This is a genomic window from Paenibacillus sp. GQ49 (assembly GCF_059759055.1).
Window position 1 is genome coordinate 95,226 of the sequence record NZ_JCAXEL010000017.1, and the last position, 15,230, is coordinate 110,455.

At 46.3% G+C, this 15,230-nt stretch carries 16 protein-coding genes; 7 read left to right on the forward strand and 9 right to left on the reverse strand.

The window, feature by feature from the left end; all coding sequences use genetic code 11:
* Positions 1-23: 23 nt before the first annotated feature.
* Positions 24-770 carry a Bax inhibitor-1/YccA family protein gene (locus tag AC6CIF_RS24075; RefSeq protein WP_091036514.1) on the reverse strand — a complete coding sequence of 249 codons (747 nt, stop codon included), beginning with the start codon at positions 768-770 and terminating at the stop codon, positions 24-26.
* A 208-nt stretch (positions 771-978) separates the two neighbouring features.
* On the reverse strand, positions 979-1,335 hold the full coding sequence (locus tag AC6CIF_RS24080) for a nucleotide excision repair endonuclease (RefSeq protein ID WP_036612270.1): 357 nt from the start codon (positions 1,333-1,335) through the stop codon (positions 979-981).
* A 674-nt stretch (positions 1,336-2,009) separates the two neighbouring features.
* On the opposite strand from AC6CIF_RS24080, the gene pdxR reads away from it, so the two are divergent.
* The 3 genes from pdxR to AC6CIF_RS24095 are packed head-to-tail and all read left to right on the forward strand — an operon-like array spanning position 2,010 to position 4,849.
* Positions 2,010-3,461 (forward strand): MocR-like pyridoxine biosynthesis transcription factor PdxR, encoded by a 1,452-nt coding sequence (gene pdxR, locus AC6CIF_RS24085; protein ID WP_498201792.1) that lies wholly within the window; start codon positions 2,010-2,012, stop codon positions 3,459-3,461.
* Positions 3,462-3,473: 12 nt separating this feature from the next.
* Positions 3,474-4,394 (forward strand): D-alanine--D-alanine ligase, encoded by a 921-nt coding sequence (locus AC6CIF_RS24090; RefSeq protein WP_498201793.1) that lies wholly within the window; start codon positions 3,474-3,476, stop codon positions 4,392-4,394.
* On the forward strand, positions 4,391-4,849 hold the full coding sequence (locus AC6CIF_RS24095; protein WP_498201794.1) for a GNAT family N-acetyltransferase: 459 nt from the start codon (positions 4,391-4,393) through the stop codon (positions 4,847-4,849). Before AC6CIF_RS24090 ends, AC6CIF_RS24095 begins: the two co-directional genes overlap by 4 nt.
* Before the next feature lie 125 nt (positions 4,850-4,974).
* Here AC6CIF_RS24095 and AC6CIF_RS24100 read toward each other — a convergent pair whose 3' ends face one another.
* The 3 genes from AC6CIF_RS24100 to AC6CIF_RS24110 all read right to left on the reverse strand — a co-directional run bounded on the left by AC6CIF_RS24100 (position 4,975) and on the right by AC6CIF_RS24110 (position 7,424).
* Positions 4,975-6,483: a copper amine oxidase N-terminal domain-containing protein gene (locus AC6CIF_RS24100; protein ID WP_498201795.1), complete on the reverse strand. Its 1,509-nt coding sequence runs from the start codon at positions 6,481-6,483 to the stop codon at positions 4,975-4,977.
* A gap of 208 nt (positions 6,484-6,691) precedes the next feature.
* Positions 6,692-6,820: a hypothetical protein gene (locus AC6CIF_RS24105; RefSeq protein WP_017691584.1), complete on the reverse strand. Its 129-nt coding sequence runs from the start codon at positions 6,818-6,820 to the stop codon at positions 6,692-6,694.
* A 136-nt stretch (positions 6,821-6,956) separates the two neighbouring features.
* Positions 6,957-7,424, reverse strand: a complete 468-nt coding sequence (locus AC6CIF_RS24110) for a YfbM family protein (protein WP_076213801.1) — start codon at positions 7,422-7,424, stop codon at positions 6,957-6,959.
* A gap of 96 nt (positions 7,425-7,520) precedes the next feature.
* Between AC6CIF_RS24110 and AC6CIF_RS24115 the strand changes: the two genes are divergently transcribed.
* Entirely contained in the window at positions 7,521-7,985 is a 465-nt protein-coding gene (locus tag AC6CIF_RS24115) for a DUF4385 domain-containing protein (protein WP_498201796.1), read from the forward strand.
* A gap of 104 nt (positions 7,986-8,089) precedes the next feature.
* Complete coding sequence (locus AC6CIF_RS24120) at positions 8,090-9,397, forward strand: VWA domain-containing protein (protein ID WP_498201797.1); 1,308 nt, start codon at positions 8,090-8,092, stop codon at positions 9,395-9,397.
* A gap of 22 nt (positions 9,398-9,419) precedes the next feature.
* On the opposite strand, the gene AC6CIF_RS24125 is transcribed toward AC6CIF_RS24120, so the two are convergent.
* Entirely contained in the window at positions 9,420-10,235 is an 816-nt protein-coding gene (locus tag AC6CIF_RS24125) for an SDR family NAD(P)-dependent oxidoreductase (RefSeq protein ID WP_498201798.1), read from the reverse strand.
* Between the two features lie 249 nt (positions 10,236-10,484).
* Here AC6CIF_RS24125 and AC6CIF_RS24130 point away from each other — a divergent pair, with 249 nt between their 5' ends.
* A complete protein-coding gene (locus tag AC6CIF_RS24130; protein ID WP_210109417.1) occupies positions 10,485-11,144 on the forward strand; it encodes a TetR/AcrR family transcriptional regulator in 660 nt (219 codons plus the stop codon).
* A 133-nt stretch (positions 11,145-11,277) separates the two neighbouring features.
* Here AC6CIF_RS24130 and AC6CIF_RS24135 read toward each other — a convergent pair whose 3' ends face one another.
* From AC6CIF_RS24135 to AC6CIF_RS24145, 3 genes are all read right to left on the reverse strand, one after another.
* Positions 11,278-12,339, reverse strand: a complete 1,062-nt coding sequence (locus AC6CIF_RS24135) for an LLM class flavin-dependent oxidoreductase (protein ID WP_498201799.1) — start codon at positions 12,337-12,339, stop codon at positions 11,278-11,280.
* A 141-nt stretch (positions 12,340-12,480) separates the two neighbouring features.
* Positions 12,481-13,293, reverse strand: coding sequence for a class I SAM-dependent methyltransferase (locus AC6CIF_RS24140; protein WP_498201800.1), 813 nt, complete (start codon positions 13,291-13,293; stop codon positions 12,481-12,483).
* A 145-nt stretch (positions 13,294-13,438) separates the two neighbouring features.
* Positions 13,439-13,780, reverse strand: a complete 342-nt coding sequence (locus tag AC6CIF_RS24145) for a zinc ribbon domain-containing protein YjdM (protein WP_017691576.1) — start codon at positions 13,778-13,780, stop codon at positions 13,439-13,441.
* 235 nt (positions 13,781-14,015) lie between these two features.
* On the opposite strand from AC6CIF_RS24145, the gene AC6CIF_RS24150 reads away from it, so the two are divergent.
* The gene (locus AC6CIF_RS24150; RefSeq protein WP_498201801.1) at positions 14,016-15,167 is read left to right on the forward strand and encodes a VanZ family protein; all 1,152 of its coding nucleotides are present in this window, start codon (positions 14,016-14,018) and stop codon (positions 15,165-15,167) included.
* The last annotated feature ends 63 nt before the right edge of the window (positions 15,168-15,230 follow it).

Here is a 15,230-nt window from a genome sequence, read left to right on the forward strand (position 1 = left end):
TTATTATGGATTTTACGATAGGACTAGTCCCGGCTCCGCAATTTGCCAAGCAGACGGATGATCTCAATGTACAGCCATACCAGTGTAACCATTAATCCAAATGCACCGTACCACTCCATGTACTTGGGCGCACCGCGTTCAGCGCCACCCTCGATGAAGTCGAAATCAAGGACCAGATTAAGGGCAGCCACAATGACGATAACGACCGAAATACCAATACCGATCAAGCTGTTATCATGCAGGTAAGGAATCGAAATTCCGAAGAAACTCAGTACAAAGCTCAGCAGATACATGATCATGATACCGCCAGTTGCAGCCACCACCCCAAGCTTGAAGTTCTCCGTAGCTTTGATCAATCTGGTTTTGTATGCCATCAGCAGGGCGATGAATACAGCCATGGTCAACAGGGCAGCCTGCAAGGTAATTCCGTTATACAGTGACTCATAGGTTGCGGAGAGTGCGCCCAGGAATAGCCCTTCTGCCACGGCATAGACCGGTACCAGATAAGGTGCCGCTACAGGTTTGAACGAAATGACAAGTGCCAGAATGAAACCAACGATTAATCCGCCATAAGCGAGCGGCATCACTTGTTGACCGTTAAAGAACATCATCCATGTTGCAAATGCACTGCCCAGCAGAATAACCAGCGTAATAAACGCTTTATTCACCGTGCCGTTAATCGTCATGTAATTCTGATAGCGATCTTCTCCATATCCTCTGTTTTCAAACGTGCTGTCTTTAAGTGTAGGGTTACCGCTACGACCGATCAACACAATCACCTCTTCATATGTATTTGGTATATCTATGATACTAGGCTTGGGCTTACTACGTTTCAAAATCTACAAACTACTCCCTCGAAAAGATCGGGATGGCACCAGAAGGAATCGGATGCAATCCTTTGATTACATCCTTACCCACTAGCGCAACACTTAGGACATATGTCCCACTCATTGCATATTCATGTGCTTTTAAAGCGTCTTATTTGTACAAGACTTTATCTACATTGTATTTCGCACGCATCGTGTTGATGATATACGTCTCGTAAATTTCACGATCTACCGGATCTTCAACCAGGCATACTTCAATCTTTGTTACTTCTTCGCGGTGATTCTTGATTGGTGATACGGTATCTTCAAAATGCTTTTTGATACGTGGTCTTAATTTTCGTGCTTTCCCGACAAATAACAACTCTCCAGCGGCATTGTAAAACATGAAAATCCCGCCTAGTTCCCGGGTAATCAGGTGAAAATCAGTAAATCCATAAATGTGGCTAAGCTGTGGATCAGCCTGCTTTGTGATGGTTACATCCGGTGTTGGTACGGTAATATTAATCAATAGGCTCACTTCCTCATTATCTATAGGTTTACATCCTATCACATATTATAAAGGGACACCATTTCAATCTATATGAAGGACAATTCACGCAATTTTCGCTATTACGACAAATATTTCAAAAAAAAGGTTAACTTCCCTGATTCAAAGTGGTACTATAGGGGTATGAGGAAGAAATTGGGCACTGAGACATACGTCTTTATATCTACCTTCGTCTATTGTACCCTATGATTGAATATCTTTTTCATGCTGAATTCTGTTACGTGATCACGACAAGAGTACAGTTAGCAAGAACCTTAGCTTATAGATTGTGGATTCATCCTCTATTCGACCCTTGCAGCAAGCAAACGTAGAAAGACCTAGATTCATGATTTCACTGTAGATTTTAAGTATCACCTAGAAAGCCTGCAATTATAGTCGTACTGAAGTTAATAGACACACGTAGAAGGTCAGATAGCTATCGATCCTAGAGAGACTAGTCATGCAATGCAACTGTAGAAATTATAGCAGCAGTACTATAGAAAATGGATCACGTTTCACCACCAGGCCCCGGCATACTGCCAGGGCTTTTTTGCGTTTGTGCGAACAACCAACCACACTTGCAGGGAAACAGAGGTATCGTGGTTCTTTCTGCGGGGTTTATAATATGGCAAGATACCAGTAGAGGGAGTGATGGGATGTATTCCGATCTGAAACTGACGGAGGACCGCCCTGTATATATACAAGTCAAAGATTATATGAAGCGATTGATGCTCAAAGGCGGCCTGCAAGCCAAACAAAAACTGCCCTCGACCCGTGAACTCAGTACACTCATGAAGGTTAGTCGCAGCACGGTCCTGCTCGCTTATGCCGAGCTTGAAGATGAAGGTCTGATCTATGCCGTCAAAGGCAAGGGCAATTACGTCAGTGCCTCCATCGAAACACCTGAGGCAGCAGCGAGCTGGCAACTGGACTGGACGACGGAGGTAAGTGAGTATGCGATCCAGGCAGAGCAGTACGATCTGATGAAGCATGGCTCCGGAGCAGAGCGCGGTGAGATATCGTTTACCAGCATAGCACCGGATGAAAAGCTGTTTGATCTGCACAACGTGAAGCGGGCTTTTCTGGATCGCATGTCACTTGAAGGTGAAGTACTGCTGAATTACGGATATGCGCAAGGATACAGACCGCTGATGAACTATTTACTACGATATATGGAGAACAAAGGTGTCGACCTCCGTGGCAAGGACATTCTGATCACCAACGGATTCACGGAAGGTTTCGATCTGGTGCTTGGAGCGTTGCGCAAAAAAAGCGGAAAAGCGCTCTGCGAGAATCCAACGCACCACACGGCGATCAAAAATCTGAAGCTGCACCAGTTCCACCTGACCGGTGTGAACATGGAGCCGGATGGCTTGGACTTGAAGCAACTTGAACATGAACTTGAGGCAAGTCCATATGATCTGGCGTATCTCGTGCCCTCCTACCACAACCCTACCGGGATTGTGACTTCCCCTGCAAAACGGGTAGAGATCATCCGGTTGATGAACCAATATCAGGTACCGATCATTGAGGATGGATTCAACGAAGAATTGCGCTATTCCGGTTCCCACGTATCTCCCCTGATCGCCAGCACGGGCAAAGGCAATGGACTGGTGTATCTGGGCAGCTTCTCCAAAGTCCTGTTCCCAGGTCTGCGGGTGGGTTGGATTATTGCGGATGCGGCGCTGATTGATTATCTGGAGAGTATGAAACGGGCACGCAGCATCCATACCTCCACGCTGGACCAATCGTTATTGTATCAATATCTGAGCAACGGTAATTTCGAGAAATATTTGAAGCGAGCTCGTACGGAATATAAGAGAAAATATGAATTGGTTGTGCGTTGCCTGAAGCAGCATCTGCCCATGTGCCGGATTTCCGGTGCGGGTGGTCTGCATCTGTTCGTGCAGTTCCCGTCCGAATACAGCACCCGTGAACTGCTGGCGGCCTGTAAAGTGAAAGGTGTGACGTTCACACCTGGGGATACCTTTTATCTGGAACCCGGTCAAGGTGTAAACACGATGCGTCTGGGTTTCTCCAGAGTCAGCGATGAAAATATACGTAAAGGCATTCGCATCATTGGCGAGACAGCAGCTCAAATGAGATAAGGAGGATTTCACATGAAAGTTGGCGTGATTATGGGCGGTACATCTTCAGAGCGGGATATTTCACTGCTCACCGGACAGGAGATGATTGCAAACCTGAATAAAGACAAATACGAGGTTGTGCCCATTGAGCTGAATACCAAGCGCGATCTAATCGACAAGTCAGCGGGGATCGATGTGGCACTGCTTGCCCTGCATGGCAAATACGGCGAAGACGGTACGGTCCAAGGCACACTGGAATCCCTGGGTATTCCCTACACAGGCTGTGGTGTGCTAGCAAGCAGTGTATGCATGGATAAAGACATGTCCAAACAGCTCATGCAGCATGCAGGTGTACTTACCGGAGAATGGCTGCGAGTGAGTCATATGGAGGAACTGTCCTCTATTGCTGTTCAACAATTAACGTACCCCGTGGTGGTCAAACCCAATTCAGGCGGTTCCAGCATTGGTACCCAAGTGGTGAAGGAAGCTTACGCCCTGCCTGCTGCTGTAGAGGCTGCCCTCGCCTGGGATGATACGGTCATGATTGAACAGTATATCGAAGGTGAGGAGATTACCTGTGCCATTCTGGATGGTAAGATGCTGCCGGTGATCTCCATTCGTTCGAACGCGGAGTTTTTCGATTATTCTTCCAAATACGATGACCACGGAGCCGATGAGCAGGTTGTGCAATTGCCTTTGGACCTTCACAATTGCGTTGAAGCCGCGGCCTTGACCTGTTATCAGGTGCTCAAATGCAGCGTCTACGCGCGCGTGGATATGATGATTCGGGAAGGCATGCCTTATGTGCTTGAAGTGAACACGCTGCCGGGTCTTACCCGTAACAGTCTGCTGCCCAAAAGTGCAGCCGCTGCAGGCATTTCTTTTGCAGAGCTGCTGGATACCATTATTGAACTTTCATTGAAAGAAAGACCCAAGGAGACGACACCACTATGAGCCTGGATGTAACCATTAGATACAGTTCCCCTACCGATCTGCAAGATATGGTCATTCTGATGGACCAACTCGGTTATCCCACCACTTACGCCGAGATGGAGGAGCGTTATACCCACATTGCTGCAGACGCAAACTTTACTACACTGGTTGCTGAAGCACGCGGACGCGTAGTTGGACTGATCGGATTACAGACGTCTTATCTGTATGAAAAGAACGGAAGACACTGCCGTATCTTGGCATTGGTTGTACATGACCAGTTCAGAGGCTCAGGCATCGGCCGTCAACTCATTCTGGAAGCCGAACAATGGGCAGCCACGCATGACGTGGACTCCCTGTCTCTGAACAGTGGCAATCGCCCTGAACGTGAAGCTGCACATGAATTCTATCGCCAGATGGGCTTTACAGCCGGAAGTACCGGGTTTAGCAAAAAGCCTCAGACCTTACAGCACACTTAACCTGCGGGATACGTTATCCCAAATATCATACCAAAAAGAACGCCCCACTCAGCACATTGGCCAGTTAAGGGCGTTCTTTGATATATCGATGTCGGGTCTTTGTACTTTACATGTACTTCAAGAAATTAAGGACGGTCAATGTAAATCCAACCTGTCTCTTGTTCCTTATCTACAGTAGCTCCAAGGGATTCAGCCACAAAGCGCAGTGGCACATACGTCTTGCCGTCCTTGCCCACATAGGCGGATTCCACCATGGTTACTTCTTTACCAGCAACGGTTGCCTTCTTGGAACCTACAGTCAGGACAATCTCATCACCAGTGATGTCATCAATGACAACGATTTGGTTCGAGCCTTTGGTCCATTTCACTTCCGCATCCAATTCCTCAGAAACGTAGCGAAGCGGAACAAATGTTGTGTTCTTAACGGTGATCGCCCCAGCGTATTCATCATCCGGGAAGAGCACTACACTTTTACTCGTGATCCCAGCTTCATCTTTCAGCAATTGATATGCCAGTGAATTGGAATCAAAATTGCGCAGCATCTGACCAGGCGTAATATCATCCTTCATCAGATCCATAACGCCGCCGGATACATCCACTTCATCAACTGCAACTGTGCCACCGATATTCCACTGTTCACTGTCTCCACTTACGGTTACGGAGTTCAGCGGCAGATCTTCGGAAGCAGGCAGCGCTACTTTCAGTTCAAAGTTTTGCTTGCGAATATCCAGCTTGCTGTCGAGATAAAAGTCCAATTTCAGTTTGGTATCTGTGCCAAAGACCGTTTTGAATTCAGGGGTCTCATTCAACAGGTTGTTCAGCTCCTGATCATAATTGACCAGCATACTGTCCAGTCCTACTTTGATGATGGCGTACAGTGACGCAACGGCTTCATCTTTCGATTCAGGAACGATCGAATTCAGCGTTTCATCTCCCCCGCCTTCAACCTCATTCACAGCTTCCAGCACAGGGTAGAACACATCATACAGATCGCCAATCAGGTCTTTCAGTCCTTGCTCATCTTTCGAAATACTCGTCAGGAATGGTTTGACCATAGCAAGCATCTCTTCACCACTAACTTCCAGATGCAGCTTGGAGAGGCTAAGCGCTTCGCCATTCACGGATTCCTGTACCGGTGTTACGGAGATGTTCTTCGGATTGGACAGATGTTTCAGGACAAAAGAGAACAGTTTCGGGGAAAGTTCCTCGAGTTGTTTCTCCAGAGCCTTCGTATCTACCATTGGAAGAGCCTGTGCATCCTGGAACGTATCCAGAGATATGTACAGCGGTTTCTGGGCTCCGTCCAGATCAATCACCATTTGGGACTCATTCATGGACAGGTGGAAAGGTAACTTTGTTCCCTCCATGCTCAGTGTACCTTTGATCGATGCTGTCTTCGCATCTTTCATTTTGGCTTGATCAATATCCAGGGATATGGAGTTAATAAGTTCGATCATTTCAAGGTCTTTCTCTGTAGCAAATTCCTTAGCCGGTTCTATGTTTATATTCATGGATTGTCTGGATTCACCGGACTTGATACTCGCGCCATTGGCCATTGCTTTGCCAACGTCTACTCCACCCACAGCCTGACATCCTGTAAGAACAACCATTAAAAGTACTAGTGGCACTGCCATCCATTGGACTAACTTCCGATTCTTAATATGAACTCCTCCTTAGAAAAATATGGTTCATTTCTATTATGAAGGTATAGGTAATTCTTGTAAACGGATACGCAAAAAAATAAACCAAAAGGCCGGAGCATGTCCGACCTCTGGTCTATCTATATTTCAGCATATCGTATGTTTCGATAAAACATCCTGCTTCATTGTGCAATGCTGGGAGTTATTCTTGCTCCTGATCTTCTGCGAGTTTCTCATCCGTTTCTTCATCTTCCGCAGTTGCGGGAGTCTCGAATTGATCCGGCTCGTCCTCTTGAATCGCTTTGTTCTCTTCGTTCTGATCCTGTGTCATATCGCATTCCCTCTCTTCTACCGGATTGTCATGTCATCAAGGCCTGAGCCTTGTGTCTATCAATAACCCGAATAGGAGCAGTTCAAACCTGTCTCAACGTCGGCCAACCATTTTCCATCATAATTTCAGTGCTCATTTAGAAAACATAAAAGATGATCCCATTTCCACTTGCAGCCGTTGCCTGAAATAAGGCCTGGATATCATCCACGGTCTGAACGATCTCCTGAAATGTCTCTTCCGCATCCCAATCTTCCATAACAGGGTAGACGCCTTCAGCGATCATCCGGTCCAGACTATACCGTTGCTTCAATTCCTCCGGTGTGAGCTGCTCCAATGCCATGTAGGCTTCCAGCACCTGCTCGTTACTAAGCAAAAACAGATCCATGTCCGAATAGTTTCCCAAGTATTGCTCACCTGCGAGAGGTACCACATATCCCAGGGGCGGCTCCCCTTCTAACAAGTTACCGTTCAGCGTGAATTGGATCATCTGCCACGTTTTATCAATATCCAGATCCACTGCACAATCATGCACACTGATCTCACCTGACTTGATGGATTCAACTAGCTCCTTTGTTACCACAAGATATCTGCCGGACATTCCCATACCGCTACCCCTCCTGTGTAATTGGTTCTGTTGTTCCCCATTAACCGTGCTTGTTGGTTCAGAATCGGGGTAATCCCTATCAAGGAGGGTGTATACATGAAAAAATTTGATTATAGTCTCAATTATGATGAGTTGGATCTGCGCAAACATCCTGAGCTGTACACCGTAAGCCGGGGTGAGCAGGGTGTTCTCATGGTTGAGCCATATAAAGGCGAGATTCTGCCACACTGGCGATTCAAAACACCCGAGATTGCGACAGAGTCATCGGAGAAGATCTATGAGTTATTTTTGGAGTATAAGAAAAAGGGTGATTTCGTCGGTATGGATATGGCTCGTAAATTTCTCCAGATGGGTTATACACGGGCCAGACGGTATACAAATCACAAAGGAGGACGCAAATACTCAAAGGAGGATGGCTCGATCCTGCCCTATCAGAATGATAAGGTGAAGGCAGAAGCCGCCGCTATATTCAAAGCGAAATGGGAGGTTGCGAAGACGGATCCAGACTATGTAAAGATGAAGAAGGAGCATCGGGAAAAGTACGAGTCTGATGAAGCGTAGGATCAATGGTGAAAAGATTGACTTATGGAAACATTTGTCTCAGAATCGATCTTGTTACTGTACATTTTCAACCATTATATTGGAGAAGAGAGGCGCATCCGATTATGACAGATTCGTTCATCCACTTAAACACAGGCCAGAATATCAGTATCAACGAATGTGCTCAACTTCAGGTAACCATTCAATGTACATCATCTCCTTCTCCCTTGGATGTTAGCTGCTTTATGGTGAACGAAGAGGGAAAGGTCCCATCTGACGACTATTTTGTATTTTATAATCAGAATGCCGATCCCCATCAAAGTGTGCTTCTGCAACAGGCAGAGGAACTGAAATCCTCTTTTGTACTGGATACGAATCAATTACGGCAGGCCCCTGTGGAAAAATGTGTGTTTACGGCTACCCTGGATGCGGGAGGGACTTTCGCCGATGTTCAGGCATGTCAGGCGATTGTACAAGCGGGTTCCCAGCAGATCACCTATGAGATCACGCAGGTCACTGCGGAAACAGCTCTTATTTTTATTGAAATCTATAAGTATCGTGACGGGTTCAAAGTTCGTGCGATTGGACGAGGTTTCTTTGGTGGATTGCAGCCGCTGGCAGAGTCATTCGGTGTTGAAATTGAGAGTAACGACACTTCGGAAGCCGAACAGATTCTTCTCACCGCACAAGCTGAAGTGGCAGCCGCCTCTCCAGAAGTCTTGGCACCTGTTGCTGCACCAAACACGAATCATGCACCGCTTAACCTGACCAAGATTGACCTCCTCAAGCGTAAAGTAACCCTGTCTCTGCAAAAGAAAAAGATCGAACCTATCCAGGCACGTGTTGCCGTTGTATTTGATGCATCAGGCTCCATGTACCATCTGTATCGCAAAGGCATCGTGCAAGAAGCCTTCGAGCGTATTCTGGCGATTGCATCCGCTTTTGATGATAACGGAGAGTTGGACGTCTGGTTCTTCGCCAAAGACTTCTTGCGTGCACCTAGCGTCACCGCCAGGGATTTCGAGAATTATATTGAACGCACATATACGTTGGGTAGCAAAGGCGGTACCAACAATGAACCTCCTGTGATGCAGGATGTCATTCGTAAATATACGATCGAGGAACCCGATGTGAAGATGCCAACGTATATTATCTTTTTTAGCGATGGCGGAGTCAGTCAAAAAGGGAAGATCATGCGGCTTATTACCGAAAGCTCAACCAAAAACCTGTTCTGGCAATTCGTTGGCCTGGGACAAGCCAATTACGGTATTCTGGAGAAACTCGATGACATGACTGGACGTTTCATCGATAATGCTGACTTTTTTGCTCTCGACGACATCTCCAAGATCAGCGATGAAGAATTGTACGATCGTCTCCTCACTGAATTTCCAGGCTGGATAAAGGAAGCTCGGGCCAAAGGCATTTTGGCCTAAAGCTTTTACCCTATACCATTAATCAGGCTTGTACTTTTTCTGGTTTACCACCCTTGGATCGTGGACGGAGCATACTTCCTACAATTCGCAACATCAATTTGCGTGGCACGAGTCGGGTGAACTGCGCTGTCCAGTAATTACCGGCCCCCGGCACAGCATAAGGTTTGCCTGACTCCAGCGCTCTCATGGCCACCGCCACGACATGCTCAGGGGTATCACGTTTACCCACCGAGGCTTCTTCAGCGCCCACTACATCAAAGAACAAAGTCTCGGTTGAACCTGGGCATAGTGCCAAAAACTGAACGCCACGCTTTCTGTTTTCTTCGTATAATGCCTCTGTAAAAGAAAGTACAAATGCCTTCGTTGCTCCATACACAGCCATATACGGATCAGGTTGAAAGGCAGCCGTCGACGACACATTAATGACAGCACCATTTCGCTTCTGTAACATGCCTGGCAAGAAAAGATGCGTCATGTTTGTCAAGGCAAGCACGTTCAACATAATCTCCTCCTGCTGGCGGGAACCATCCACCTGTTCAAATAATCCATGAGTAGCAAATCCCGCATTGTTGATCAGCATATCGATGTGTATTCCCCGATTCTGACATTCCTCATATACCCTCTGAGGTGCCTCAACTTCGGAAAGATCCGATACGATTACCTCAGCCCTTACTTGATATGTACGTTCTATGCGTTCTGCCAGTTGATTCAGTTTGGATTCTGTTCTGGCCACCAGCACAATATTTTTACCCTTGGAAGCCATTTCGAGTGCAAAAACTTCCCCAATACCTGAAGAAGCACCTGTAATAAGTACCCATTGACGCTGTTCCTTTATCATCTCTCATCCATCCTTTATGCATATTTTGAACCTTTGTTTTCACTAGGAAACATTGTTTCTTTATAGAATCATCGTAACCAAAATCCATGACGCTGTCAAATACATTTGTTAAATTTGAATCTTGAACGTGGTGCTTACTTATTAAATTCGGATTAAATTGACGTCATCCGGCGTAAAACAGTAGAATGACCATAAGAAAAGGAAACGTAGTTTCTGTTCAACAACAATACGGTTACGAGGATGAAATCAATGAAGGATCTTAATTCGGGTTCCACAGAATCTGCACATACGGTAACAACCTTTCAGGAAGCCAGACTCCAGCACTCGGATAATCTGCGGCAAAATATTGTGCATGCTGCTGCCGCTTTACTGCAAGAGCATGGACCAGAAGCCGTCACGGTACGCCGTGTAGCTGAACGCATGGAGTGCTCCACCAAAATCATATATAACCTTTTTGGCAAAAAAGAAGGGTTGGCCAAACATCTATATTTAGAGGGATGTTCCCTTATGGCCCAGCGATTTGAAACTATACCCCGGCAGGCATCGTTCGAACAATATTTCCGTGATCTGGCCTACGTCTACTGGGACTTCGGCATTTCTCAATCCAGCTTCTATCAGCTGATGTTTGGAGGATCTTTTTCCGAATTCAAACCAGATGGAGAGACCTTACAGGGAACAGCGACTGCACTGAAGCAAGTGTCTGCTTTGGTGGAGATAGCGATTGAACAGGGAATGCTTCAGGTGCAAGATCCCCTGCTTGCGGTACGAATGATCTGGGCTCCCTTACACGGTGTTATTCATCTCTATTTGGGAGGTCATATTGAGAGTGAAGAAGCTGCCAAAACCCTCTATGATCATACGTTGTCCATGGTTATACACTCCCTTGTGAGTACATCTGCGAATGGATAAGCATTAAATCTGTGCTGATATTAGATACTTTTGGAAGATAAACGAAAAAGGAGCAGACCCATTGGCGTAATACGCCTAGGGCATGCTCCTTTATTTGGTTGACTCTATCTAGTTCCGTATTGGTTTCAGTCGATTAACGTGCCTCTTCGTTCTCAGCTTCCCAACGTGCAATTTCTTTGCGCACAATTGGAGCGACTTCTTTACCAAGTAGCTCGATCGCTCTCATAACCTCGTTGTGCGGCATGGTGCCAAGGGGGGTGTGCAACATGAAGCGTGTAATCCCGACTTCTTTGCGCAGGTGAATAATTTTCTGAGCTACGCTCTCCACATCACCTACATACAATGCACCTTCCAGGCTGCGCGCCGCATCAAATGTTGCACGGCTGTAGTGTCCCCATCCACGTTCACGACCCAGTATGTTCATGACCGCTTGCGCTGGCGGGAAGAATTTCTCCACGGCTTCGTCTGTTGTATCGGCAATGAAGCCGTGAGAGTGAGAAGCAACGGTCAGCTTGGAAGCATCATGTCCCGCATGTGCAGCTGCTTTCTTGTACAGCTCCACCAGTGGTGCGAATTGCACCGGACGACCACCGATAATGGCAAGCACCAATGGCAGACCGAGCAGTCCTGCACGAACTACGGATTCCTGATTACCGCCACTGCCAATCCATACCGGAAGTTTCTCCTGTACCGGGCGCGGATAGATGCCCAGATTGTTAAAGGAAGGGCGGTGTTTGCCTTCCCAGGTTACTTTTTCCGAATCACGCAGTTTGAGCAGCAAATCCAGTTTCTCGTCGAATAACTCATCGTAGTCGTTCAGATCATAGCCGAAAAGTGGGAACGATTCGATAAATGATCCCCGCCCTGCCATAATCTCTGCACGCCCGTTCGAAATGCCGTCCAGTGTAGCAAAATCCTGATATACCCGTACCGGATCATGCGATGACAGCACCGTTACGGCACTCGTCAGGCGAATATTCTTCGTCTGTGAAGCTGCGGCTGCCAGAATGACAGCTGGTGATGAAGCCGCATAGTCAGCACGATGATGTTCTCCCACGCCATATACATCCAGACCCACCTGATCTGCCAAAACAATCTCTTCAACAACATCGCGAATGCGCTGCGCATGACTGATAAGTTCTCCTGTTTTTACATCCGGGTTCGTCTCCACAAATGTACTAATTCCGATTTCCATTGTCTGTTCCTCCCTGTTATGAAGCGATCCGTTGTTCATCTTACCTATTGTAAGTAGATCACCTTTTGTCATATATCTTAATATTGAACTATTTTGATAAAAAACACAAGTACCCCCTGTTTCCAGAGGGCACATTTATGTTTATTTCTTCCTCCCAATGTACAGCAGATGCGACGAGATTCCCAATATGGAAGGGTCTTTGGCGGCTTCAATCATATATTGCATGAGTTCATCGTACTCGCCACGCTCTTTCCAGTATTGCTGCTGCCCGTCCGTGAGCATCGCTCTAAGGCTGGATGAACCAATCAAATCCACGGTTTCAAATCCATGTTGCTCCATGAAGGGTGTAACGCCCTGAATATTAAAATAGTATGCTCCCGTAAATCGTCCTTGATCCTGATGATCGAATATACCCTTTTCCACAAAAGAACGGATGGCTGCCATATTATCATTCGGTTTCCAATGCTGCGGGGATTGCAACGAATTGATACTCATGCGCATTCGGCTCTGCATGGCTACAAACACCACGCCCCCTCGCTTGGTCACACGGTACAACTCCCGTACAGCAGCCGTGCGCTCTTCGTCTGTCTGCAGATGATATAACGGCCCCAGCATGAGGGACGCATCGTACGTCTCATCAGCCATACCGGAGAGCGAAGTCGCATCGAGAACATGGAACCCATCGAATTGCTGTGATAAACCAAACTTCTCAGCCTTTTGCCTCGCAGTATCCACGGAGGAAGGTGTCAGATCCGATAAAGTGACCTGGTACCCCTGCTTCGCAATCTCCATGGCATACTTTCCTGGTCCTGCGCCATTATCCAGAATACAACCAGTAGCGGGGAGATGTTCCCTGATGTAATGCATGTTAATGATGAATTCAATTGGTTCCCGCTCCAGTCTGCCCCACTCATCAAACCCGGAATAATATTCAATAATATGATCTCTCTTCATCGCTCTGACACCTGCCTTTTGTTATATGTAGACCACCTAACCATGTTCAAAATTAAATTCCAACCAGTATATATCTACTAAATATTTCCTGTCAAACAAAAAACGTTCAATTCCCATTGATTGCGGAACTGAACGTTTCTCGATCTTATATCTTTTTCACAAACTCAGATTTCAACTTCATCGCACCCAAACTGTCGATCTTGCAATCAATATCATGATCCCCATCAATCAGGCGGATATTCTTCACCTTCGTGCCCTGTTTGACCACAAGCGAGCTACCTTTAACCTTCAGATCTTTAATGACTGTAACAGTATCGCCATCACTTAGCACATTTCCGTTGGCATCACGGATTACTTTTGCATCCTCTGCATTATCATTGTCTGCTTCCAAAGACCATTCATGCGCACACTCCGGGCAAACCAGCAGGTTACCATCCTCGTACGTGTACTCTGAATTACATTTGGGACAGTTAGGCAAATTAGACATATGTATTAAACTCTCCATTCTACGATTGGCATTCCCGCTAGTATACGGGATTTCGGCGGTATATTCCATACGCTTGCTCACTGCAAGGATGGATTTAAACCAAATTTAAGGTTCTTGCATCCCTCACTTTAAGGGTAACTACTTATGATGTAACTAATAGATACGCACTACACATACATGAATTTTTCTGTTTCTATGAATGTTATTATATTTAATACCAAAGGAGTTCCTACTCATGTCCTCATATGTTTTCCCTGTGCAAACGGCTTTTTTGATCTTTGTTGTTGCGGCCATGTTTTTGCTGGTGCCTTGGTTGATCTATGGTTATCGCAAAGACGGCTTCTTCAGTTGGTCACGGTTTGGCATCAGCTTTTCGTTTATCTTTTATATTCTAGCTGCCTATTGCCTCGTTATTCTTCCGTTTCCGACTACGCGAGATACCTGTGCGCAGCAAGCCGCTGACACGATCTACTACAATCTGGTTCCATTCACTTTTGTCAAAGACATTATGAAAGAAACACCCATTGTATGGTCTCAGCCATCTAGTTATATCGGAATGATTCAGGGCAGAGCCTTCTTGCAAGTTCTATTTAACGTCCTGCTTCTTATGCCGCTGGGTGTATATATCCGTTATTTTTTTCAAAAAAGAGTCTTCTGGAAGTACGCCCTGCTAGGTGGATTCGGGCTCTCCTTATTCTTCGAGATCACCCAGATCACCGGATTCTACGGGTATTATAATTGTCCTTACCGTCTCTTTGATGTAGATGATCTGTTATTGAATACTTCAGGAGCGGTCATTGGATTCTTCACAGCGCCCATCCTGCTTGCTTTATTCCCATCACGTGCAAGCATTCAGGCGAAGAGCGAACAGATCGTGGAGCAAAACCGAGTGTATGTTATGCCTCAATTGCTCGCGTTAATTATTGATGGAATCATTGTTGTCTTCCTTTCGAATCTGATATCCATCTTCACAGCGTCTGATGTGATCAGTGATGCGCTAAGTACATCCATTGCTATGGTCATTGTGCTGTTCTTCATCCCTTGGGTGCGAAATGGGGTAACTCCAGGCTCGGCCATCTTGCGATTCCGCTATGTAGATCGTCAGACCGGCACACCCACCAGTGAATCGTTATTCAAAAGATTTGCCGCACTCTATGTTCCATGGCTGCTCGTTACGATCATTCGCCTGGTCAACGATTATGCTTTTTCAGGTCATCAGGATGTTATGCTTCAGCCTTATCAAATGTGGATCTCCTTGGGGACATTCGGCATCTATATGTTAGTCTACGCCGTGCTCTTTGTTCATGTCTTGATCGTGCTCTTCTCCCGTGGAAAACGTTCCTTCTACTTCGATGAGGTGTCCCGCACGCGTGCCTCTCGTAAATAATGTTTGGAGTATAACAAGGCTTAATGTACCTCTAATTGGCACTTACGTTTTACTTACTTCATC